The organism is Streptomyces sp. NPDC015144 (assembly GCF_043079735.1).
In the GTDB taxonomy this organism is placed as follows: domain Bacteria; phylum Actinomycetota; class Actinomycetes; order Streptomycetales; family Streptomycetaceae; genus Streptomyces.
Genome location: NZ_JBIBUU010000031.1, coordinates 1 through 22,664 on the forward strand (window position 1 = coordinate 1; position 22,664 = coordinate 22,664).

The 22,664-nt window shown below is 74.0% G+C and carries 16 protein-coding genes and 1 tRNA gene; 8 read left to right on the forward strand and 9 right to left on the reverse strand.

Features of this window, described 5'->3' with window-relative positions; all coding sequences use genetic code 11:
* The first annotated feature begins 131 nt into the window (after positions 1-131).
* From ACF08W_RS33100 to ACF08W_RS33125, 6 genes are all read left to right on the forward strand, one after another.
* Positions 132-536 (forward strand): globin, encoded by a 405-nt coding sequence (locus tag ACF08W_RS33100; RefSeq protein ID WP_352275406.1) that lies wholly within the window; start codon positions 132-134, stop codon positions 534-536.
* 145 nt (positions 537-681) lie between these two features.
* Entirely contained in the window at positions 682-3,978 is a 3,297-nt protein-coding gene (locus tag ACF08W_RS33105; RefSeq protein ID WP_392281555.1) for an FtsX-like permease family protein, read from the forward strand.
* 1 nt (position 3,979) lies between these two features.
* A complete protein-coding gene (locus ACF08W_RS33110; protein ID WP_392281556.1) occupies positions 3,980-6,793 on the forward strand; it encodes an FtsX-like permease family protein in 2,814 nt (937 codons plus the stop codon).
* Complete coding sequence (locus ACF08W_RS33115) at positions 6,790-7,767, forward strand: ABC transporter ATP-binding protein (RefSeq protein ID WP_352275412.1); 978 nt, start codon at positions 6,790-6,792, stop codon at positions 7,765-7,767. The genes ACF08W_RS33110 and ACF08W_RS33115 overlap by 4 nt, the downstream gene beginning before the upstream one ends.
* Positions 7,768-7,882: 115 nt before the next feature.
* Entirely contained in the window at positions 7,883-9,439 is a 1,557-nt protein-coding gene (locus tag ACF08W_RS33120) for an alpha/beta hydrolase (protein ID WP_392281557.1), read from the forward strand.
* Positions 9,436-10,605, forward strand: a complete 1,170-nt coding sequence (locus tag ACF08W_RS33125; protein ID WP_392281558.1) for a serine hydrolase domain-containing protein — start codon at positions 9,436-9,438, stop codon at positions 10,603-10,605. The genes ACF08W_RS33120 and ACF08W_RS33125 overlap by 4 nt, the downstream gene beginning before the upstream one ends.
* Positions 10,606-10,611: 6 nt before the next feature.
* Here the strand turns inward: ACF08W_RS33125 and ACF08W_RS33130 are convergent, their stop codons facing one another.
* The 7 genes from ACF08W_RS33130 to ACF08W_RS33160 form a co-directional block, all read right to left on the reverse strand.
* A complete protein-coding gene (locus ACF08W_RS33130; protein ID WP_392281559.1) occupies positions 10,612-11,289 on the reverse strand; it encodes a hypothetical protein in 678 nt (225 codons plus the stop codon).
* Entirely contained in the window at positions 11,286-11,708 is a 423-nt protein-coding gene (locus ACF08W_RS33135; protein WP_352275417.1) for a thioesterase family protein, read from the reverse strand. Before ACF08W_RS33135 ends, ACF08W_RS33130 begins: the two co-directional genes overlap by 4 nt.
* A 5-nt stretch (positions 11,709-11,713) precedes the next feature.
* The gene (ettA, locus tag ACF08W_RS33140) at positions 11,714-13,378 is read right to left on the reverse strand and encodes an energy-dependent translational throttle protein EttA (RefSeq protein WP_352275418.1); all 1,665 of its coding nucleotides are present in this window, start codon (positions 13,376-13,378) and stop codon (positions 11,714-11,716) included.
* Positions 13,379-13,812: 434 nt separating this feature from the next.
* The gene (locus ACF08W_RS33145; RefSeq protein ID WP_352275419.1) at positions 13,813-15,276 is read right to left on the reverse strand and encodes a Cys-Gln thioester bond-forming surface protein; all 1,464 of its coding nucleotides are present in this window, start codon (positions 15,274-15,276) and stop codon (positions 13,813-13,815) included.
* A gap of 319 nt (positions 15,277-15,595) precedes the next feature.
* Complete coding sequence (locus tag ACF08W_RS33150; protein WP_385204003.1) at positions 15,596-16,051, reverse strand: single-stranded DNA-binding protein; 456 nt, start codon at positions 16,049-16,051, stop codon at positions 15,596-15,598.
* Positions 16,052-16,150: 99 nt separating this feature from the next.
* On the reverse strand, positions 16,151-18,217 hold the full coding sequence (locus ACF08W_RS33155) for a GTPase (protein ID WP_392281560.1): 2,067 nt from the start codon (positions 18,215-18,217) through the stop codon (positions 16,151-16,153).
* Positions 18,201-19,874, reverse strand: coding sequence for a dynamin family protein (locus ACF08W_RS33160; RefSeq protein WP_392281586.1), 1,674 nt, complete (start codon positions 19,872-19,874; stop codon positions 18,201-18,203). Before ACF08W_RS33160 ends, ACF08W_RS33155 begins: the two co-directional genes overlap by 17 nt.
* Positions 19,875-20,201: 327 nt before the next feature.
* Between ACF08W_RS33160 and ACF08W_RS33165 the strand changes: the two genes are divergently transcribed.
* Positions 20,202-20,274 (forward strand) — tRNA-Arg (locus ACF08W_RS33165).
* Between the two features lie 189 nt (positions 20,275-20,463).
* Here the strand turns inward: ACF08W_RS33165 and ACF08W_RS33170 are convergent.
* Both ACF08W_RS33170 and ACF08W_RS33175 read right to left on the reverse strand, forming a co-directional pair.
* Complete coding sequence (locus ACF08W_RS33170) at positions 20,464-21,237, reverse strand: DUF317 domain-containing protein (protein WP_392281561.1); 774 nt, start codon at positions 21,235-21,237, stop codon at positions 20,464-20,466.
* A 297-nt stretch (positions 21,238-21,534) separates the two neighbouring features.
* Positions 21,535-21,726: a hypothetical protein gene (locus ACF08W_RS33175; RefSeq protein ID WP_392281562.1), complete on the reverse strand. Its 192-nt coding sequence runs from the start codon at positions 21,724-21,726 to the stop codon at positions 21,535-21,537.
* An 81-nt stretch (positions 21,727-21,807) separates the two neighbouring features.
* Here ACF08W_RS33175 and ACF08W_RS33180 point away from each other — a divergent pair, with 81 nt between their 5' ends.
* Complete coding sequence (locus ACF08W_RS33180) at positions 21,808-22,650, forward strand: SUKH-3 domain-containing protein (RefSeq protein ID WP_392281563.1); 843 nt, start codon at positions 21,808-21,810, stop codon at positions 22,648-22,650.
* Positions 22,651-22,664: the final 14 nt, after the last annotated feature.

Below are 22,664 nucleotides of genomic sequence, written 5' to 3' on the forward strand. Positions count from 1 at the left end.
GATACTGGATGTATCGGGGTGACCCCGACAACGCGGCGAGCGTGCGTGCCGGGCGCCGCACGGCAGGCGGCAGTTTGAAGACAGGTCCTAGGACCCCGGTCCTCGGCCGGTGCGTCTGCGACCATGGTCGGGTGACAGAGATTCCGCGCGACACGCTTCAGGAGCAGTCCTTCTACGAGCAGGTCGGCGGCGAGGAGACCTTCCGGCGCCTGGTACACCGCTTCTACCAGGGGGTTGCCGAGGACCCGCTGCTCCGGCCGATGTATCCGGAGGAGGATCTCGGCCCGGCCGAGGAACGGTTCGCGCTGTTCCTGATGCAGTACTGGGGCGGCCCCCGTACGTACAGCGAGCGGCGCGGGCATCCCCGGCTGCGGATGCGGCACATACCCTTCCGGGTGGACCGAGCGGCGCATGACGCGTGGCTGGGCCATATGCGGGTGGCGCTCGACGAGCTGGGGCTGGCGCCGGAGCACGACCGGAAGCTGTGGGACTACCTCACCTACGCCGCCGCCTCGATGATCAACACTTCGGGCTGAAGCCGGAATTCGACCCTCCAGCACCGATAAACGGTCACAATCGAATCAAGTACGTACGCAAGCGGTTTCCAAGAGCCTCCAGCCCTTGAAAGCATCGAGCTCACGCCGGGGGGCGTGAGAGTGCTGAGGGCTCAGGGGGACGTGAGTGACGGGGTTCGTCTTTCTGCGGGTGCGGGCCCATCGGCTGCTGCTCTGCGCCGCCGTCCTCGCCGTGCTGCTGACCACATCGGTGCTGGCGGCGCTGACCGCCTTCTCCGGTTCGGTGGGCGACGCGGCGCTCCGTAACGCCCTCACCCACCGCTCGGCGGCCGACGCCTCCTTCGTGGTGTCCGCGCAGGTGCCGCCCGACCGGCGGGAGGCAGCCGACGCCGTCGCCCGGAAGGCGGCCGGTGCGGCCTTCGACGGTCTGCCGGTGACCGTGCGGACGCTGGAGACCTCGGGGGCGTACGCGCTGCCGACCGGGCTGCGCGCCCCCAGCCTCCGCTCCGACGACCCCGATCTCGCCCACTTCGCCGCGCTCGACCGCAGCCGCGTCCGGATCACCTCGGGCCGAGCGCCCGCACCGGACGGCGGGGCGGACGGCGGGCCCGTCGAGGCCGCGCTGCCGCTGCCCGCGGCCAAGGCGCTGAAGCTGGAGCCCGGCGCCCGGTTCACGGTCACCGACCGGCTGACCGACAAGCCGCTGCCCGTCCTGGTGACCGGGGTGTACGAGGTCGCCGACCCGGCCGACCCGTACTGGCAGCTCGACGAGCTGGGCGGGCGCGGTGTGCGCCGTCTCGCCTTCACCACGTACGGACCGCTGCTCACCGGGGCGGCCGTGCCCGGGTCCGGGCGGGTCAGCGCCGGGACGATGTCCTGGCTGGCGTCCGCCGACTTCCGTACGGTCACCACCGGCCGTATCGACGGGCTGCGGGCCTCCGCCGAGGCCGCCCCGAAGCGGGTGACGTCCGCTCCCGAGTTCAAGAGCGGGGCCTCCGCGCGGACCTCGCTGCCCCGGGTGCTGGAGCAGATCGACCGGGCGCTGCTGGTCTCCCGTTCGACGCTGATGATCGTGGCGGTGCAGCTGGTGCTGCTCGCGGGGTACGCGCTGCTGCTGGTGGCCCGGCTGCTGAGCAGCGAGCGGGCCGGGGAGACCCGGCTGCTGCGGGCCCGGGGCGGTTCGCGCGGCCGGATCACGGCGCTCGCCGCGATCGAGGCGCTGCTGCTGGCGCTGCCCGCCGCGCTGGTGGCCCCGCTGCTCGCCGGGCCGTTGACCCGGCTGCTCGCGGACCGGGGCGCGCTGGCCCGGGTCGGGGTGCGGATCGAGGCGGGGGCCACCGGGGCGGTGTGGCTGGTCTCCGTGGGTGTCGCGCTGGCGTGCGCGCTGGCGGTGGTGGCGCCCGCGCTGTCGGCCGGGGCCGGGGACCGTCCGGCGGGGCGGGCGGCGTCGCTGCCCGGGCCGTTGCGGGCGGGCGCCGACATCGGGCTGCTGGTGATCGCGGGGGTGGCGTACTGGCAGCTGGACCGGCGGGCCTCGGAGCTCGGCGGCGGCGTGCTGAGCGGGGACCGCCGGGGCGATCTGGGGATCGATCCGCTGCTGGTCGCGGCGCCCGCGCTGCTGCTGCTCGCGGGCACGGTGCTGACGCTGCGGCTGCTGCCGCCGGCGGCCCGGCTCGCGGAGCGGGCGGCGGCGGGCGGCCGGGGGCTGATCGCGGCGCTGTCCGGCTGGCAGTTCAGCCGCCGCCCCCTGCGGGGTGCCGGGCCGGTGCTGCTGCTGGTCCTCGCGGTGGCGATGGGCATGCTGGCCGTGGGGCAGCGCGCCTCCTGGGACCGTTCGCAGAGCGACCAGGCGGACTTCCGGACCGGTGCGTCCCTGCGCGTGCTGACCGGGGTCCAGGACGATCCGGCGGCCGCGGTCGGCTACGCCCGGCTGCCCGGGGTACGGGACGCGGCGCCCGCGCTCCGGGCGGAGACCGAGCTCTCCGACGCGCGCACCGCCACGGTCCTCGCCCTGGACACCGCGCACGCCCCCGACCGGATGCTGATCCGCGACGACCTCACCGACCAGCCCCGTCAGCGGCTGTTCGAACCGCTCGCCGCGCCGCGGCCCGCCCGGACCGGGCTGCCGCTGCCCGGGCGCAGCACCCGGTTCCGGTTCGACGCGCGGATCACCACGGACGCGAAGCACCGGGCGACGGGCGACGACCCGGTCCTCTCGGTGCTCGTGGAGGACGGCTACGGGCTGCCGTACCGGGTGGTGGCCGGGGCGGTGCCGACGGACGGCAGGGCGCACCCCTTCACCGTCGGGGTGGCGGACGGCGCCGACTTCACGGTCACCGGCTTCGAGCTGACCGGCAACCGCCCGTTCGAAGGGAACGAGCGGCACCGGCTGACCGTCGAGGGCCTGCGGGCCACGGGCCCGGACGGCACCGGGCGGGCGGTCCCGGTCCCCGCGGGCTTCGGCTGGCGGGCCGCACTGTCCGGCACCGGCTCCGGCGGCGAACCCGCGCCCGCCGAGCCGCTGACCGCGTCCGCCTCCGCCGACCGCCCGCTGACCGTCGGCTACGACATCACCTACGCCCCGAACGACTGGGACTCCACCCCGGCCTACTCGATGCGGGTCACCGCGCCCCGCCCGAAGCCCCCGGTGCCGAACGCCCTCGCCACCGACGCCTATCTGAAGGCGGCCGGGGCCCGGAAGGGGCAGGTCGTCGATGTCACGCTGGCCGGTGAGAAGGTCCGGGTGAAGATCGCGGACACGGTCCGGCAACTGCCCACCACCGGTGTCGGTATGGAATCTTCCGCCCCTGTGGCGGCCCGGGACGGCGGCGCCCTGCTGATCGACCTCCGGGCGCTGGGCCAGGTCTTCGCCCAGCGCCCCGGCGCCGTGCTCACCGCCAACGAGTGGTGGCTCGCCACCGCACCCGGGCGGACCGCCGAGGCCGCCGCCGCGCTGCGGGCCCGGCCGGACAGCGAACCGGCACGGATCCTGGTGCGGGACGAGATCGCCCGGGAGCTGACCGGCGATCCGCTGGGCGCCGGACCACAGTCCGCGCTGCCCGCGATGGCGGTCACCGCGGCGGCCCTGGCCGCGGTCGGCTTCGCGGTGAGCGCGGTCGGCGCGCAGCGGGAGCGGAACGGCGAATTCGCCGTACTGCGGGCGCTGGGCACCCCGCGCAGACGGCTGACCCGGATGATCGCCGTCGAGCAGGGGGTGCTGATCACGATCGCGCTGCTGGTCGGGACGGTCCTCGGGACGGTGCTGAACCGGGCCGTCGTGCCGCTCGTCGTGCTCACCGGGCAGGCCACCGCGCCGGTCCCCGGGGTGCTGGTGCGGTTGCCCGCCGGGCAGACCGCGATGCTGCTCGCGGGGGTCGCCGTGCTTCCGCTGCTGACCGTGGTGTTCCTCGCCCTGCGCGGCATCGATACCGTCACCTCGCTGCGTGTCCAGGGGGACAGCTGACATGACTTCGCGTTCCGTTCGCACCGGCCGGCACCCGGCCGACGCGCCCTGGGTGCGCACCCGGCTGCGCACCGCGCCCGGCACCGCCTGGGCGCTGGCGCTGCTGGTGCTGGTCACCGCGTTCCTCTCGGCCGTCTTCCCGCGCGCGGTGGAGCACCAGGGGACCGAGGGGCTGCGCCAGGACATCACCTCCGCCGGCGCCGGGCGCAGCGTCCTGGAGCTGATCAGCCCGCAGCCCAGCCTCCAACTGCCCCCGGCCGAGCGCGAGGCGGCGGTGCGCGGTGCGGCGCTGAAGGCCGTCCACGACAAGGCGCGCGCCGCGATGCCCGCCGAGGTGCGGCCGGGTGCCGCCGACTCCTCGTACGGCTTCCGCACCGCCCAGCCGATGGCCACGCCGGAACCCTGGCTGCCCCGGCCCGAGGGGGTCGACCCGAAACTGAGCTACGCCACCCCGTCGGACCTCCGCGACCACGCCACGCTGCGTTCGGGGGCCTGGCCCGCCGTGCGCGGCCTGGTCACCGAGGACACCGACGAGGTGGAGGGCGTGGTCACCGGGGCGACGGCGAAGGCGCTGGGCGCCCGGCTCGGGGCGACGGTCTCCGTGCCGACCCGGGCCGGGGAGCATCTGACCGTACGGATCACCGGCATCATCACCCCCAGGGAGCCCCGGAGCACCTACTGGTCGGCCGAGCCGCTGTTCCGGACCCCGGCGCTGGTGCCGGAGCCGGGTTCGAACCCGCCCAGCCTGGACCCGCCGCGCCACTACTGGACCGCGACCGTGCTGCTGCCGCAGGACGCCGCGCCGGCCCTGCTCGGCTCGACCGGTGAGCCGGAGATGTTCTGGCGGTTCCCGCCGGACGCCTCCGGTCTGACCGCCGCCGATGTGCCGGGGCTGCGCACGGCGCTCGCCTCGCTGGAGGGCGGTCCGGGGCTGGTGCGGCTGCGCGCGACGGCCGGTGACAACGCGGTGTTCACGACCGGCCTGGACCAGATCCTCGCCGGGTACGACACGCTGCGCACCGCGATCGGGCCGGTCGTCACGGTCGCCGCGGTGGGGGTCGGGGCCGTCGCCGCCGTGGTGCTGCTGATGACGGCCGGGCTGATCGGCGGGCGGCGCCGGGAGGAGCTGGCGCTGCTACGGGCGCGCGGCGGTTCGCTGGCCGGGCTGGCCGGGCGGCTGCTGGCCGAGACGGCGGTGGTCGCGGTGCCCGCGGCGGCACTGGGGCTGCTGGCCGCGCTGCCGTTCTTCGGGTCGGCCCGGCCGGGGCTCGCGGTGGCCGGGCCGGTCGCCGTCGCCGTTCTGGTCTGTGTGGCGGTGCCGGTGGGGGCGGTGGCGCCGCACCGCCGGCCGCGGCTGCCCGGGGCCCGTGACGATCTGATCACCGCCCGCCCGTCCCGGCTGCGTACGGTCGCCGAGCTCACCGTGCTGGTGCTGGCGGTGGGCGCGGTGGTCGGGCTGCGGCGGCGCGGTACGGCGGAGGGCGGCGGCGATCTGCTGGTCAGCGCCGCGCCGGTGCTCGTCGGGCTGATCGCGGCACTGGTCCTGGTGCGGCTGCTGCCGTTGCCGCTGCGGCTGGCCTCGCGGGCCGTCGCCCGGCGGCGCGGGGCGATCGGCTTCCTGTCGCTGGCCCGGGCCGGGCGGGGTTCGGCGGGCGGTGCGCTGCCGCTGCTCGCGCTGCTGCTGGCGCTGACCACGGCGGCGTTCGGCGGTTCGGTCCTCGCGGGGGTCTCGGAGGCCCGGGACCGGGCGGCGGTGCTGGAGGTCGGCGCGGACGCCCGGATCAGCGGGCTGCTCGACGCGGCGCCGCTCCCGGCCCGGCTGATCCGGGAGGTCCGGGCGGCGGACGGCGTGCGGCGGCTGGCCGAGGTGCAGGTGGTGTCCGGGGTGCCGCTGCCGCCCGGCGCGGACGGTACCGGCAGCATGAAGAACGCGACCGTGCTGGGCGTCGATCCGGACGCGTACGCGCGGCTGGCCCGCTCGGCGGAGCTGGGGACGTTCCAGCCGGACCGGCTGCGCGCGGACCGGGGCAGGGGCAAGGGCGGGGCCGGGACCGGGGTCGTACCGGTGATCGCGTCGCCGTCCGTGGCCGCCGAGCTGGGCGACGGCCCGCGCGACCTGACCACCCCGGCCGGGGACCTCCGGGTGCGGGTGGCCGGGATCATGCCGCGTACCGCCGCCGTCCCCGACCACGACTTCCTGCTCGTCGACTCGGCGGTGCTCACCCGGCAGTGGACCACCACCCTGCTGGTGGCCGGTGCCCCGGACCCGAAGGCGCTGCGGACCGCGGCCCGGGCGGCGGGCAAGGACATCTCCGTACGGATACGCGCCGAGGAGCGGGCGGCCTTCGTCGACACCCCGATGCAGCGGGGCACGCGCGGGATCTACGCGGCGGCGGTCGGGGTCGGGGCGGGCTACGCCCTGCTGGCGGTCCTGCTGTCGCTGCTGCGGACGGCGCCGGAGCGCACCGCGCTGCTGGCCCGGCTGCGGACCATGGGGCTCACCTCCCGGCAGGGCAGGCGGCTGCTGGGCCTGGAATCGCTGCCCCAGGCGCTGCCCGCGGCCTTCGGCGGGGTGCTGGTCGGCTGGGCGACGATCGCGCTGCTGGCGCCGGGCGTCGACCTCGCGGGGCTGGCGCTCTTCAACGGGACGGACGACGCCGCACCGGACGCCGCCCTGCTGCGGCCCGCCCCGTGGTCGCTGACGCTCCCGGCACTCGGCGTCGTCGTCCTCACCGTCGGGGCGGCCGCCGCCCAGGCGTGGTGGGCGAGCCGCCGCGGACCGATCACCGAACTCAGGTCAGGAGACCCGCGATGACGTCGCCGTCGGACGACACCAGCCTCAGCCTCGCCGAGCTCGAACAGCGGGCCGCCGCCCGCCGCGACCGGCCCTCCTACGGGCACGACGCGCTGATCGCCTGCGACCGGCTGGTCCGTATCTTCTCCGCCGACGGGGTGGAGGTGCAGGCCCTCCAGGGCCTGGATCTCCTGGTGTCCGAGGGCGAGTTGATGGCCCTGGTCGGCGCGTCCGGCAGCGGCAAGTCGACCCTGATGAACATTCTGGCCGGGCTGGACGTGCCGACCGCGGGTTCGGCGACGGTCGCGGGCCGCGATCTGCTGTCGATGGGCCCGAAGGAACGGCTCCGCTACCGGCGGGAGGTCGTCGGCTTCGTCTGGCAGCAGACCGCCCGCAACCTCCTCCCCTACCTCACCGCCCTCCAGAACGTCACCCTGCCGATGCAGCTGCGCGGCCGGGAACGGCTGCGGGGCGCCGAACGGGCCGCCCGCGCCGAGTCGTTGCTGCGGATCCTGGAGGTCGAGGACTGCCGCGACCGGCGCCCCGCCCAGCTCTCCGGCGGCCAGCAGCAGCGGGTGGCCATCGCGGTGGCACTCGCCAACAACCCGTCGGTGCTGCTCGCCGACGAACCGACCGGCGAGCTCGACTCGGCCACCGGCGAGCAGGTCTTCGCCGCGTTCCGCCGCGCCAACGAGGAGCTCGGCACCACCATCGTCATCGTCACCCACGACCAGGCGGTGGCCGACGAGGTGCGCCGTACGGTCGCGATCCGCGACGGCCGCACCTCCTCGGAGGTGCTGCGCCGCACCGAGGTCGACGCCGCGACGGGGCTGGAGTCCCAGGTGGCCCGGGAGTACGCGATGCTCGACCGCGCGGGGCGGCTCCAGTTGCCCGCCGACTACACCGAGGCGCTCGGTATGGAGCACCGGGTGCTGCTGGAGCTGGAGCGGGACCACATCGGGATCTGGCCGGACGGTGAACAGCCGGGCAAGTAACGGCAGTTGGGGTGGGGTTTTCCCCCGGTCGGCTCCGCCGGGTGGCCCGATGGTTCCCCGGGGTGCGCGCCCCTAGCGTCGAGGACGGAAGCCGTACCTCGACGCTGGGAGCACGATGCGCCTCGTTCCACTGGTCACCGCCGGGCTCGGTCTGGCCGGTCTGCTCGCGGGCGGCGTGCCCGCGTCGGCCGCCCCGGACCCCGGGACCGCCCCCGCCACCGCCCGGCAACGGCTCGACTGGGGCCCCTGTCCGGCCGACCAGCCGGAGCTGACCGAAGCCGGCGCACGGTGCGCGAAGGTCACCGTCCCGCTCGACCACGCCGACCCCGGCGGCCCGGTGATCCGGATCGCGATCTCCCGGATACGGGCCACCGCACCCCGGAGCGAGCGGCGCGGCATCCTGCTCTCCAACCCGGGCGGGCCGGGCGGCACCGGGCTCGCCCACCCCCTGTCGCTGCGCCCGGCGCTGAAGGACGTCGCGGCGCGCTACGACCTGATCGGCTTCGACCCGCGCTTCCTCGGCGGGTCCACCCCGATCGGCTGCGACCCGGCCGCCCCGGCGCCCGCGCCCGGCCCGGTCACCAGCCCCCGCGCGGACTTCGAGCGCTCGGTACGGTCCGCCCGCGACACGGCGGAGCGCTGCCTGCGGCACGAGGACAACGCCCGGCTGCTGCCGCATGCCACGACCAGGAACGTCGCCCGCGACATGGACGCGATCCGGGCCGCCCTCGGCGCGCCGAAGCTGTCGTACTACGGGGTCTCGTACGGGGCCGACCTCGGCGCCGTCTACACCCAGATGTTCCCCCGCCGCGCCGACCGCGTCGTCCTCGACTCCTCCACCGACCCGGCGGCCACCCAGTACGAACTGTTCCAGCGGTCCGGCGCGCCGCTCGAAGCGGGCCTGGACGAATGGGCCGCCTGGACCGCCCGGCACCACGCCGTCTACCGGCTCGGCACCACCCCCGCCCGCGTCCGGGCGAGCGTCCAGCGGCTGCTCGACGGCGCGGAGCACCGCCCCGTCACCGTCTCGGGCCTCCCGCTCGACGCCCCGCTGCTGCGGCTGGTGCTGCGCCAGTTCGTCCAGCACACGGAGTACGACGCGGCGCTCGCCTCCACCGTGCGCGATCTGACCGACGCGGCGGCGGGCAGGCCGGTCGAGCCCGGCCCGGAGCTGGCCGGACTGCTCGAACTGCTCGGCTCGCCGGAGCTGGCGGACAGCATGCTCGGCGGGGCGCTCTTCATGTGCGGGGACCGGGGCTGGCCGGCCGGCGGCTGGCCGAAGGACCCGGAGACGTACTGGCGGAACATGGAGCGCAGCCGGTCCGGCCAGCCCGTCTTCGGCCCGTTCGTCAACGGGATGACGGCGCCGTGCGCGTTCTGGACCAGCCCCTCCCGCGAGCCCGCCACGGCGATCGGCAACCACGTGCCCGTCCTGATGCTCCAGGCCCGCCGGGACAACAACGTCCCGTACGAGGGGGCCCTCGCCCTGCACCGGCGGCTGACCGGCTCCCGGCTGGTGACGGCCGACATCCGCTCGCACGGCGTGTTCGGGCGCGGCACGGACGGGCTCACCCCGGTCCCCTGTGCCGACCGGGCCGTCGACGACTACCTGCGCGACGGCACCCTGCCCGCCGCCGACCTGACCTGCCCGGCCGCCGGGGAGGTCCGGTGATCAGCCGCCGCACGGGCCTGGCGGCCACCGCCGCCGCCCTGGTCACCACGGCCGCCGCCCCCGCGTCGGCCGCCGCCGGACCCCGAACCGGCCTCCAGCGCGCGGTGGACGCGATCCGGGCCACCGGCGCCACCGGCGTCCTGGCCGAGGTGCAGAGCGCCGCCGGCCGGACCGTCGCCCGCGCCGGAGCCGCCGATCTGCGCGCCCCGCACGAGCCGGTGCCCTGGGACTCCTCGTACCGGATCGGCAGCGACACCAAGACCTTCACCGCCGTGCTCGTCCTCCAACTGGTGGGCGAGGGGCGGCTGGGGCTCACCGATCCGGTGGAGCGGTGGCTGCCCGGCACCGTGCGGGGGAACGGGAACGACGGCCGCCGGATCACCGTGGCCGATCTGCTCCGCCAGACCAGCGGGCTCAACGACTACCTGGCCGTCTCCCCCGACGCGGCGGACGCGTTCACCCCCGAGGGCTACCGCCGGTCCCGGTTCCGCCCCGCCGCCCCCGCCGACCAGCTCGCCGCCGCGCTGAGCCGCCCGCCGCAGTGGCTGCCGGAGCCGGGCAGGCCGCGCTGGGGCTACTCCAACACCAACTACCTGCTCGCGGGCCTGGTCGTCGAGGCGGTGACCGGCAACCCCTGGGAGCAGGAGCTGCACGACCGGATCGTCGAGCCGCTGGGGCTGCGCCGGACGTCCACCCCCGGCACCTCCCCGTACCTGCCGCAGCCGACGGCCCGCGCGTACACCTGGTTCCCCGGCGAGAAGCGGCCGACCGACACCACGCTGGCGTCCGGCGGCGGGGCGGACGGGGCCGTCATCAGCACCCCGCACGAGCACGGCGTCTTCCTGCGCGCCCTGATGGGCGGGCGGCTGCTGCGCCCGGCCGAGCTGGCGGCGATGAAGGAGACGGTGGCGGCCGAGGACTGGAGCCCGGCGCCGGGCGTCCGGTACGGGCTGGGCATCGCCTGGCGCCCGGTCCCCGGCGTCCGGGGCGGGGTCTGGTTCCACGGCGGTACGCATCTGGGAGTCGTCTCCGAGAGCGGGGTGACCCCGGACGGGGCGCGGGCCGCGACCAGCGCCACGTTCACTCTGCGGATGGGCGATCCGGCGCAGGAGGCGCAGGACCTGGCGGCGCTCCGTCTGGTCGACCGGGCGCTGGCCGCCCCGTAGGGGGTGTCAGCCTCCGACGGTCACCGCGAGGTCGCCGAGCCCGCTGCCGGGGGCGCGCAGGGCGATGGAGCCGAAGGGGGTGCGCAGCCGCAGCCAGGAACCGGCGGCGAGCAGGGCAACGGGGAAGTCCGGCGCCGCGCGGAGGAAGCCGAGCGACTGGGCGGCGTGCACGGCGCGCAGCGGGAGCCGGGTCGGGCCGACCGGGCGCGACCAGATCTCGCGGCCGATCCGGTCCCGCTCCGCCCGGGTGCGGTGGGGCTCGGGGAGCGCCGCGTCCCGGTCGCGGAATTCGGTCACGGCGGCGGAGAGCGCGGTGCGCAGGTCCACCGGGCCGGGCAGCCCCGGCTGTTCGTGCCAGCCGCTGCGGGGCGGGAGGACCCCGGTCCACGGCGGGCCGGTGACGGGGGCCGGGAGCGCGCCGGTGCCGGTGGACTCCCCGAGGGATTCGAGGAGTTCACCGGCGGACACGGTGACGTCGAAACCGTCCGGTCCGGCCAGCCGGGCCGCCCGGACCGCTAGGACCTCGAACGACGGCGGCCTGCCGAAGACGGCCAGCGCGCTGCCGCCCGCCTGCATCCGCACGGCGGCGGCCCGGTCGTAGTGGAGGAGCCGACCGAGGAAGGCCGCGAGATCCTCGGCCTCCCTCGCGTCGGCGAACTCCAGCGACCGTACGGGCACCGTCATGCTGCCGCGGGCTCCTCGGCCATGTACTGCTGGAGGAAGAGCCGCTCCTCGGCGGAGATCCGCCGGGGGCGCGACTCGGCCAGGTCGTAGGGCACGACGACGGTCGAGGCCCGCACGTACACCTGGTCCGGGTCCTTGATCTCGTACGCGATCGTCAGCGACGCGGCACCGATCTTCGTGACCCACGACTCGACGGTCACCGGCTCGTGCCGGTGGACCAGCGGCCGTACGTAGTCGATCTCGTGCCGGGCCACGACGGACCCGCCCGAGAAGGACGGCGAGCCGTCCCCGGGCGCCAGCCGGAACATGAAGTCGATCCGCGCCTCCTCCAGGTAGCGGAGGAAGACCACGTTGTTGACGTGCCCGAAGGCGTCCATGTCCGACCAGCGCAGCGGACAGCTGTAGAGGTGACGGGCCAAGACGATCAGCCCCGCGTGAGCTTCTTGTACGTGGCGCGGTGCGGACGGGCCGCGTCCGCGCCGAGGCGCTCGACCTTGTTCTTCTCGTACGACTCGAAGTTGCCCTCGAACCAGTACCACTTGGAGTCGCCCTCGTACGCGAGGATGTGCGTGGCGACCCGGTCCAGGAACCAGCGGTCGTGGGAGATGACCACCGCGGCGCCGGGGAACTCCAGCAGCGCGTTCTCCAGCGAGGAGAGGGTTTCGACGTCGAGGTCGTTGGTGGGCTCGTCGAGGAGGAGCAGGTTGCCGCCCTCCTTGAGGGTCAGCGCCAGGTTGAGGCGGTTGCGCTCACCACCGGAGAGGACGCCGGCCGGCTTCTGCTGGTCCGGGCCCTTGAAGCCGAACGCGGAGACGTAGGCGCGCGAGGGCATCTCGACCTGGCCGACGTTGATGTAGTCCAGCTCGTCCGAGACGACGGCCCAGAGGGTCTTCTTCGGGTCGATGTTGGCGCGGGACTGGTCGACGTAGGAGATCTTGACCGTGTCACCGACCTTGATGGAGCCGGAGTCCGGGGTCTCCAGGCCCTGGATCATCTTGAACAGCGTGGTCTTGCCCGCGCCGTTCGGACCGATGACGCCGACGATGCCGTTGCGCGGCAGCGTGAACGAGAGGTCGTCGATGAGGACCTTGTCGCCGAAGGACTTCGAGAGGTGCTCGACCTCGACGACGATGGAACCGAGCCGGGGGCCCGGCGGGATCTGGATCTCCTCGAAGTCCAGCTTCCGCATCTTCTCGGCCTCGGCCGCCATCTCCTCGTAACGGGCGAGGCGGGCCTTGGACTTGGTCTGGCGGCCCTTGGCGTTGGACCGGACCCACTCCAGCTCTTCCTTGAGCCGCTTGGCGCGCTTCTCGTCCTTGCGGCCCTCGACCTTGAGGCGGGCGGCCTTCTTGTCGAGGTACGTGGAGTAGTTGCCCTCGTACGGCAGGGCGCGGCCGCGGTCCAGCTCCAGGATCCAGTCGGCGACGTTGTTGAGGAAGTAGCGGTCGTGGGTGACCGCGACGACGGCGCCGGCGTACTTGGAGAGGTGCTGCTCCAGCCAGTTCACCGACTCGGCGTCGAGGTGGTTGGTGGGCTCGTCGAGGAGGAGCAGGTCGGGGGCCTCGATGAGCAGCTTGCAGAGCGCGACGCGGCGCTTCTCGCCACCGGAGAGGTTGACGACCGGCCAGTCGCCGGGCGGGCAGCCCAGCGCGTCCATGGCCTGCTCCAGCTGGGCGTCCAGGTCCCACGCGTTGGCGTGGTCCAGGTCCTCCTGGAGCTTGCCCATCTCGTCCATGAGCTCGTCGGAGTAGTCGGTCGCCATGAGCTCGGCGACCTCGTTGAACCGCTTGAGCTTGCCCATGATCTCGGCGGCGCCGTCCTGGACGTTCTCCAGGACCGTCTTCGACTCGTCCAGCTGGGGCTCCTGCATGAGGATGCCGACGCTGTAGCCGGGCGACAGGAACGCGTCACCGTTGGACGGCTGCTCCAGGCCGGCCATGATCTTCAGCACCGTGGACTTACCGGCACCGTTGGGGCCCACGACACCGATCTTCGCGCCGGGCAGGAAGTTCAGGTTGACGTCATCGAGGATCACCTTGTCGCCGTGCGCTTTGCGCGTCTTGCGCATGGTGTAGATGTACTCAGCCAAGAGAAACCGTCCGGCAATCGATGAGTGGGCAGATACACCCATCTTGCCTGACGGGGGTACCCGGATGGAAACCAGTACGGCCCACGGTGTATTCCGGGCCCGCCCGGACGCCCTCCGGCGGGGAGGCGGACCCTGCCGCCCGGGGCGCCCCGGCACCCCCGGCACGCTTCCCCGCAACGCCCCGGTACGCCCCGCCAGGCGTCCACCGGCGCCGTCCGGCACCCTGCGCGTCGGCACGTACCCGGGGCGCGGCCGGATGACATGGGACGCCGGATGACATGGGACGACCCCGGCGCGCCGGGGCGGCGTGCCGGGGTCGTCGACGGGCGGTGGTGACGGTCCGCCGTCCGTCCGTCACCCCGGCCCGGGGCCGGGGTGACGGCGGGGGCCCGCTGTCGCGCGTCCGCCCTTGCTACTGCTGCTCCCGCCCGCCGCTACTGCGCGGTGGGCTGGGCCTTGCGCTTGCGCAGGAGGAAGACCGCGCCGCCGCCGACGACGACGAGGGCGATCGCGACGCCCGCGATGACCGGGGTGGCGCTGGAGCCACCGGTCTCGGCGAGGTCGCCCGAGCCGCCGGTCGAACCGGTCGAGCTGCCGCCGGACGTGGCCGGGGTCTTGTCGCCGCCGGTCTGCGTGTCGGTGCCGCCGTTGCCGCCGTTGCCGCTGCCGCTGGTCTTGCAGTCCAGGATGCCCTTGAACGTCTTGGAGAAGCCGTTCGGGCCGGTGACCGTGATGTCGTACGCCTGGTCCTCGGCGACCGGGACGGTGATCGTCTCGGTCTTGCCCGCCTCGACGGTGTGCTCCTTGCCCGCCAGCTGGAAGGTGAACGCCTCGTCACCCTCGTTGCTCGCGGTCACGTCCACGCCACCCTTGGCGCAGTTCTTCTGGGCCGAGACGGCCGGGATGGCGCCCTTCTTGGCCCAGGTGCCGGTGGCGGTCGCGGAGACCGTGGACTCGCTGGAGCCGGCCAGGATCATGGTCTGGCTCTTGGTGACGCCGGCGAAGGCCCGGCCGACCGGGACCGAGGTGGTGGCCTGGACGGTCAGCGAGGCGGTGCCGTCGGCGGTGCCCGCCGGGACGTCGAAGTACAGCTCGGCGCCGTTGGCCGCGGTGGTGACGGGCTGGCCGGCCTTGTCGGTGACCTTGACGCCGCTGGCGGCGTCGACGGGACCGGTCACGGAGACCTGTCCGGCGTTGGTGTGGACGGTGACCGGTCCGAGCTTCTCACCGGAGCGGCCGGAGACCGCCGCCGGGTCCAGGGCGAGGGACGCCTTGGGCTCCTCCTGGTCGGTGGCGCTCTTCTCCAGCCAGTCGGCCAGCTTCTCGGCCTGGGCGTCGGTCGCGTCGACGTCGACACCGTCCGAGTAGCGCCAGATGGCGACCTGGGTGCCCGCCGCCGCGGTCTTCTCGGTGAGCGGGCCGGTGCCGGCCGCCTTGGCGAGCTCCGCGAGGTCGTCGACCTGCGGGTAGGAGTGCTCGAGGATCCAGCGGATCTTGCCCGCGTTCTTGTTGCTGTTGAGCGAGGTCTGGCTCCAGGGGGTCTCCAGGTACTTCGCCTGGTCCTGGGTGGGGTTGTGGATGTCGATGCAGTACGTCTTGAGCTTGCCGCCGCCGTCGACGGTCATCTCGAAGAGACCGGCGGGCAGCTGCTGGTTCCGGCCGTTGCTGTGCAGGACGGCACGGTCGAAGGTCTTCAAGCCGTCCAGCACCGCGGACGCGCCGCCCTGGTGCTGCGGCGTCTCGTCGGCGACGGCACTGCCCGCGCCGACGAAGGCGCCCGCCATGACCAGACCGGATGCCATCACCGACGCGGCCAGCCGGGCTATGCCGCGCCGCCTCGGAGATATGGCCGTCGCCTCCGAGGACGACGAAGCGGTCGCTGAAGAAGCAGAAAACACAGAATTCCCCTCCGGGCGGGGCCCTCCGCGCCTGATGCGCGTGTGGGGATTGCCCCGCCAGTCGACTCAAGTGCCCCGTGAGTACTCGGAATCCTAAGGACGAAGAGATGAACAGTCCCCCGTCATACCGTCGTACAACCATTCCGAATCGGAATCGTTATCCCGGAAACACCGCCGTTCACCTTCCGGCCCCGTCCACCACCCCTCGCGGCACTTCCTTCCCGCCCCTCGCGGCACTTCCTTCCCACCGCGACGCCCGGTCGCGAACGCGCCCGCTCCTTGCCCCCGCACCCGCCACCGGGGCCCTGGTCCGGCTTGCTCAGGGGGCCGACGCGAGTGCGGGTACCCCTTCCTGACGTTCCGTCGGGGACCGCTCCGCGTCCGCGCTCCCCGCCTGTACGGCCGGGGACGGCTCGGCCTTCGACAGCCGCCGGAACGCCGCCGTTCCCCGGGACAGGTCGTGGCCCACCGCCACCGCCTCGACGTCCACGGACGTACGGCGCTGCCCCTCCCGCTCCTCCTCACGCACCTTCAGCCTGCCGTGCACCACGAGCGGTTCACCGATCGAAACGGAACCGGACAGATTCCAGGCGAGGGACCGCCAGGCCCACACGGTGTAGAAGCTGGTGTGCCCGTCCGCCCAGAGCTGCTTCTCGCGGTCCCAGCGGCGCGGCGTCACCGCGAACCGGAATCGCGCCATTCCGCCGGTCGCGGTCTCCCGGAACTCCACTCCCGTCGCCGCGTTGCCCACCAGGGTCACCAAAGTCTCGTTCATGGATCCGCCTTCCCTTCGGTCTTCGAAACGGCCACCGCGTGGTCGCGGTCACCTGTTCCAGAGTGAAGGGAAGGCGGAAATCCTGCCGGGGCCTGTGGACTACCCGCCGGTTGTGGAAATCTCCGTCACCGCCGCGTACCTCTCCCGTACCTCGCGGTAGCGCACGAGTTCCGCGGCCACCGGATCGAGCACCCGGGCCCGGCCGCAGGCCGCCGCCGCCTCCCGCAGCCGCCGCTCGGCCTCCTGCCCGTACCGCCGGGCAGGGCCGCGCGCCGCCGCCGCGCAGGACCACTCCACCAACGGGCCGCCGACCACCCCGGCCACCATCACCAGGGCGGGCGTGAGATAGCCCGGCGCGAACAGACCGACCAACTGGCCCACCAGCCAGAAGGCGCCGGTGAACTGCAGCAGCGTCATCACCACCTGCGCCAGCACCGCGACCGGCCACCACCTCGGCCTCGGCGGCCTTCCACCCACCCGGCCGCCCCGCACCGCGCCGGAAGCCCCGAGCGCCCGCTGCGCGAGGGAGGCGCCGGACGCACCGGAGGCGCCAGACGCTCCGGAAGCACCGGACCCCGCGGCGCCGTCCCGGGCCCGGGGCGCGCCGGAGGCTCCCCAGCTGCCGACTCCCCCTGCCCCCGACACCCGTTCGGTCCAGGCCCGTTCGACCAGTGCGTCGAGCGCCTCCGGCAGCTCCTTCGCGCCGTGCGCCGCGGCCTCCCGGACCGCCTGCGCCCACGGGCCGGGCAGCCCGTGCGCGGCCTCGTCCGCCACCGTCCGCACCGCCTGCTCGACCCGCTGCCGGGCGGTGATCCGCTGCTCGGGCGGCTCCGGCCGGGCCGGGGAATCCCGGCTCCCGGGGCGCCGGGTCGACTCGTACCAGCGCCAGAGCCGCAGCCACGGGGTGCCGCAGGCCCGTCCGGCGTTGCGGCGCCACTCGCGCTCGGCCAACTGGCCCGCGGCGGCCGCCCCGACCGCCTCGGCCAGCCGGTCGGCGAACTCCTCCCGGGCCCGCTCGTCGAGCCCGACGCGTCCCTCGGCCACGTACGCCGGTCGGAGCCTGGCCGCCGCGGCGTCCACGTCGGCGGAGAGCCTGCGCGCCGCCGCGCTGCGCTCCTGGACGAACCGGCCCAGCACCTCGCGCAGTTCGTCGATCCCGTCGCCGGTCAGCGCGGAGACGGCCATGACGACGGCACCCGGGTCGCCGTGTTCGCCCAGCGCCATGCCGTTCTCGTCGAGCAGCCGGCGCAGGTCGTCGAGGACCTGGTCGGCGGCGTCGCCGGGCAGCCGGTCGATCTGGTTGAGGACGACGAAGGTGACCTCGGCGTGCCCGGCGAGCGGCCGCAGATAGCCCTCGTGCAGGGCCGCGTCCGCGTACTTCTCCGGGTCGACGACCCAGATCACCGCGTCCACCAGCGCGAGCACCCGGTCCACCTGCTCCCGGTGCTCGGTCGCCGCCGAGTCGTGGTCGGGCAGGTCGACGAGTACGAGGCCGTCCAGGGACTCGTCGGCGCCCCCGCCGGTCTGCTGCGGCCTGCGCCGGAGCCGGCCGGGGACGGCGAGCCGGTCGAGCAGCCCGGCGGCGCCGTCGGTCCAGGAGCAGGCGATCGGGGCGGCGGTGGTCGGACGGCGCAGCCCGGTCTCGGAGATCGGGGCCCCCGCGAGGGCGTTGAACAGCGTCGACTTCCCGCTGCCGGTGGCCCCGGCGACGGCGACGACGGTGTGCCGGGAGGAGAGCCGCTGCCGGGCCGCCGCCTCGTCGAGCACCCGCCCCGCCTCGTCGAGGGTGTCCCCGTCGAGCCGCGCCCGGGACAGCCCGACGAGTTCACGGAGCGCGTCGAGCCGGGGCCGGAGCGGCCCGCTCGTGGGTACGTACGCCTCGACCTGGGGCGGAGCCGCGTCCCCGTCGTCCGGGACGGACGCGGATCCGAGGCCGGATGCGGGGGCGGACGCGGATCCGGTCTCCGCCGCCCGGTCCACGGCCCGCCGCGCGATGAGCCCGTCGTTCCAGCCCCGCCCCTCCCCCCGGGCCCGCTCGCTCTCCTTCTCCCGCTCCCGCTCCCGTTCCTTCTCCCGCTCCGGACCCGGTTTCGTCTCCCCCTCCGGCCCCTCGCCGGACCCCGGGTTCCCGGCGGAACCGGCCCCTTCGTCAGTGACGGCAGTCATGCTGCCACCTCTCCTTCTGCAGTACGGACAGCGCGGCGATCAGTTCGGCCTGCGGCTCCGGGGTCACGTCGAGGGCGTCGAGCGGGGCCAGCCGCCGGTCGCGCTCGTCGTCCAGCACCCGGTCGAGGCAGTCGGTGAGCAGCGCCCCGCCCCGGTCGCGCAGCCGCAGCGCGCCCTGGGCACCGATCCGTTCGGCGAGCTGCTCCCCCGCGCCCCGGGTGCGGCGGCCGCCGAGCAGCGCGGCGGCCAGCAGCGCCGTCACCGTCTCGGTGTCGGGCGCCGCGTTGCGTTCCATGCCGCGCACCTCCTCCTCGGCCAGTTCCTCCAGCACCCGCCACCAGCGGCGTACGGACAGGGCGATCCGGCCCCGGATGTCCTCGGCAGGACCCCACCCCCCTTCCTCCCGGCGAACCCCCTCGAAGCCGAACTCCCGAGCCGCCTGGTCGCGTTGCCAGGCCGTACGGATCTCCTCGTCGGCGGCCGCCACGGCGCACTGGAGGAGTGCGGAGAGACTCTCGACCAGTGCGTCCAGGAGCTCGGCCGAGGTGCTGTACCGGGGGTAGCCGCGCCATCTCGTGCGGGCGTCCCCGGCGAGCACCCCGCCGCGGCGCAGCCGGCGCCGGACCTTGGCGCTCTCCGCGCGGTAGGCGTCCTCCACCACCCCGGTGAGCCGTACCGCCGCCGCGTACTGGGCGGCGACGGCCCCGGCCAGCTCGGGCATCCGGACGTCCAGCGAGTCGATCAACCCGGCCGCCGTACGCCCGACCGCCTGCTGGCGGGCCGCCGGGTCCTGGGCGCGGTGGCTGAGCCAGGCGCGCAGCGGGGCCACGGCGGTGGCGGGCAGCAGTCCACTGCCGGCGCAGGCCGATTCGGGCAGTTCGGGGATGGTGAAGCGGGGCACCTCGCCGAGGCCCGCCCGGGTGAGCAGCGCCCCGTACTGCCGTGACACCTCGCCGATCACCTGGTGGGGCACCCGGTCGAGCACGGTGACGAGCGAGGCGTCGTACTGCTTCGCGGTGCGCAGCAGGTGCCAGGGCACGGCGTCCGCGTACCGGGAGGCGGTGGTCACCATCACCCAGACGTCGGCGGCGCAGATCAGCTGGGCGGCCAGCATCCGGTTGCGGACCACCAGGGAGTCGATGTCGGGCGCGTCGAGCAGCGCGAGCCCGCGCGGCAGTCCGGGCGCGGTCTCGACCCGCAGTGCGCCGGCGTCGTCCTCCCCGGCCCCGTCGAGCGGGTCGACCCCGTCGAACTCCTCGCACCGGCCGGGGCCCCCCGCCTCCTGGGGCGGCAGCCAGATCCGGGTCAGCTGCGGCAGTACGCGCACCCCCGCGAACCAGTGGTGGTCGTCCGGGTGGCAGACGAGCACCGGCGTCCGGGTGGTGGGCCGGAGCACCCCGGCCCGGCTGACCGACTGTCCCACCAGCGAGTTGACCAGGGTCGACTTGCCCGCCCCGGTCGATCCCCCGACGACCGCGAGAAGCGGCGCCTCGGGGTCCCTGAGCCGGGGCAGCAGATAGTCGTCGAGCTGGGCGAGCAGTTCGCTCCGGCTCTGCCGGGCGCGCTCGGCCCCCGGCAACGGAAGGGGAAGACGCACGGCAGCGACACGGTCGCGGAGGGCGGAGAGTGCGTCGATGAGCTGAGGCCGTACGTCCAAGGTCACCACATGCGAAGAATGCCCAACTTTGGAGCCTTTTTGAAGCGTATAGACACCTCTGCGCGCCGGTTCGCCCGGGAAATAAGTCCGGACAGAGCGGACGAGTGGGGGTGCAGGCATAACGAGTGCACAACACCCGGCGCGCCAGACGTCAAAAGCGCTGCACGAATCCCACCCACCTGCGATTATCGGTTCGCTTCACCGAACCTCCACATCGTGCCACGCAGGTGAAGCAACCAGGACAAGGTGATCGGAGCCCTATCCTTGTCCCGGCAGGTCACCGACCGGCCCGGCCCCAGGGCTCCAGGCCGCCGAGGCCACCACCCGGCCCCCGTAGCTCAGTGGATAGAGCAGGTGCCTTCTAAGCACTTGGCCGCAGGTTCGAGTCCTGCCGGGGGCGCACGATCGAGGACCCTCCTTCGGGAGGGTCTTTTTGCTGGTCAGGGGTGGTTTTCGGTCAGCGGAGGAGGTGCCGGCCAGGGCACCTCCGGTGGCTGGATCTGTCCGGCTGGATCCGGTCAGAGACGGCCCTTGGCGGCTGGACTTCCCGAAAACTTCCCGAAGTTTCGGGGCCGCCCGCTGCCCTGCCTCACTCCGGTCCGCGTGCTTTTCGCTGCCGTTGGGTCCCCGGGTGGATGACGGTGAGCTGCCCTTCGACCCCGGCGGGCAGGCTTGAGCGCTGCACAGGGTGTGGCGAGGCGAGGGAGGAGGCGAAGATCGCGACCAGGTCATGCGGCGTACTGCCGCTGAAGGCCGCACACCACAGGTAGGCATCACCGACGCGGGGTTCGGCCCACGCCTGCCAGCCGAGTCTCCCGGGCCGCGGGTCGGCATCGCGAACGAGCGAAGGCACTTCCTCCAGGGAGATTCCGGCCGTGAGTCCGGAGGCAAGAGCGGCGGTGCGCGGACGGTCGATGTCGCGGGCCCAGCCCTGGGCGCAGACCGCCGCCAGGACAGCCTCTGGGCTGTCGAAGCAGAAGGCCGGATCCGTGCGGGCGTCGAGAGCGAGAAGGAAGTCGGTCAGGGTCTCGTGGGGGACGCCAGCGGTGAAGTACGCGTTCCATTCCGGCAGGGTGCTGCCGGGATGCGACCGGGCGGAGATCTGCCAGGCAACCGGAAGGTCTCCCAGTTCGAACGAGCAGGCGGCGCGCGTCCACTCGGCGCCGCACAGCCCGTTGGGGCTCGTGTAGAGGAGGGTGTCACGGGCGGTCGGCCACATCCGCCAGTCTGCGGCGGCGAGGGCCGCGCCGACCTGGTCAGCCAGGGCCTCGTCATCGCCCGCCAAGTGGCGAGGAGTGACCCAGTACGGAGGTTCGGGAGGACGGGAATCGCTGGAGTGTTGGGGGTACAGGGGCGCCTCCACGTGGTCGAGGGCTCGGGCGGTCGTCCACGTTGACATAGCCCCAGGGCCGTGACCAGTCCTTTCGCGCTCTTCCCCGTCTGCCTCGGGCGAACTGGGCTCTTCTCCGGACCGCTGAAGAGGAGAGGGGGCTCACCAGGAGATCAGACGGCCCGCCGGTGTGTGCGTGAGCGTCACGCAGCCGATCCAGTCACCGCTTTCCGGGTACTCCCAGCTGTCCGCGTCGGTCAGGGCGTTCAGCAGTTCCTCGCGGGCGAGGGGCGGGCCGGGCTGGAAGCCGCTGCCTCCGCTCGGGGGCGTTCAGGGGATGACGCGGCACACATCGATCCACCCCTTGTCGATCAGGGGAAGGAGTATGGGAACCAGCTCTCCAGGCGGCGCCGATGCGAGGGGTTCGTCCAGATCGCCGCGGACGCCCGGCAGGATGTCGATCTCAAAGGGATTCAGCATGAATGCGCGCTCGGCGGCGGAGAGATCTTCTGGAGCGTTCACACCGGGATCGTCACACGGCTGATGTCGGTGGCCACAGGGCCGTCCATTGACGGAAGCGTTCGGCGCCGTCAAGGTCGGCGCATGGATTCCACCTCCGCGTCGCCCGCACACGCGGCAGCCTGGTCGAAGCTGTTGAAGACGTACCGCCCTCGGCCTGCCGACGAGCGGCAGGGGCCGCCGTCCCTTGGACGCCTGATCGAGGCGGCCGGCCGCGACACCACGCTCGGCGCGATGTACCCCTGGGTCTCGATGCAGCAGCTGAGCGTGTCCACGGGGAACAGATGGGAGGAGTGGGGACGCGCACCGCTTCCGGCGATGTTCGCCCGCCCCGACAGGTACGAGGTCGTGGGCCGCGACAGGCGGGGAGACGTCGTCCGGCTGGCGACGCCCGAACCGGCGGAGGCCGTCGTGTTCGCGGCGGGCCTAGTGCGCACCAATGGCGCCGCGAGGCCGGCGGAGCCGCACGCCTGGTCGTCCGAGGTGGAGCGGGTCCTGCGGGAAGCGGGCTGGCACCCCGGACGGACCGTCGATACGGCGGGCTGGAAACAGCGACTGGAGCAGGACGGCTTCCGCTCCCATGCCGCGGCCGAGGGCTTCCTGCGCGAGTTCGGCGGGCTGACGGTCGGGCACGGCGGCGCCGGCATCACCTGCGCCAGGGAGCCTTTCGACCTGGACCCGCTCCTGGCGCTGGGCGAGGCCGACCGGTTCGGCGGATGGGGCGAGGAGATCGGCCACCACCTCTTCCCGGTCGGAGAACTCGCTGGCGGCCACGCGTTCCTCGGGCTGGACGAGGACGGTGAACTGTACGTCGTCAACGACTGGCCAGCCCGATTCGGCCGTATGCCCGAGGCCATGGAGAACCTCGTTCTCGGCGTCATGCCCGTTCACATGCCGGAACCCAAGTCGACCGGGGCGCCCGAGTAGGCCGGGCGCAGGGG

What these genes read in the sequence shown, in the direction of transcription:
- ACF08W_RS33110 (WP_392281556.1), top strand. Translation starts at nt 3,980, where the DNA reads ATGACTTCGCGTTCCGTTCGCACCGGCCGGCACCCGGCCGACGCGCCC.
- ACF08W_RS33115 (WP_352275412.1), top strand. Translation starts at nt 6,790, where the DNA reads ATGACGTCGCCGTCGGACGACACCAGCCTCAGCCTCGCCGAGCTCGAA.
- ACF08W_RS33120 (WP_392281557.1), top strand. Translation starts at nt 7,883, where the DNA reads ATGCGCCTCGTTCCACTGGTCACCGCCGGGCTCGGTCTGGCCGGTCTG.
- ACF08W_RS33130 (WP_392281559.1), bottom strand. Translation starts at nt 11,289, where the DNA reads ATGACGGTGCCCGTACGGTCGCTGGAGTTCGCCGACGCGAGGGAGGCC.
- ACF08W_RS33150 (WP_385204003.1), bottom strand. Translation starts at nt 16,051, where the DNA reads ATGAACGAGACTTTGGTGACCCTGGTGGGCAACGCGGCGACGGGAGTG.
- ACF08W_RS33155 (WP_392281560.1), bottom strand. Translation starts at nt 18,217, where the DNA reads ATGACTGCCGTCACTGACGAAGGGGCCGGTTCCGCCGGGAACCCGGGG.
- ACF08W_RS33180 (WP_392281563.1), top strand. Translation starts at nt 21,808, where the DNA reads ATGGATTCCACCTCCGCGTCGCCCGCACACGCGGCAGCCTGGTCGAAG.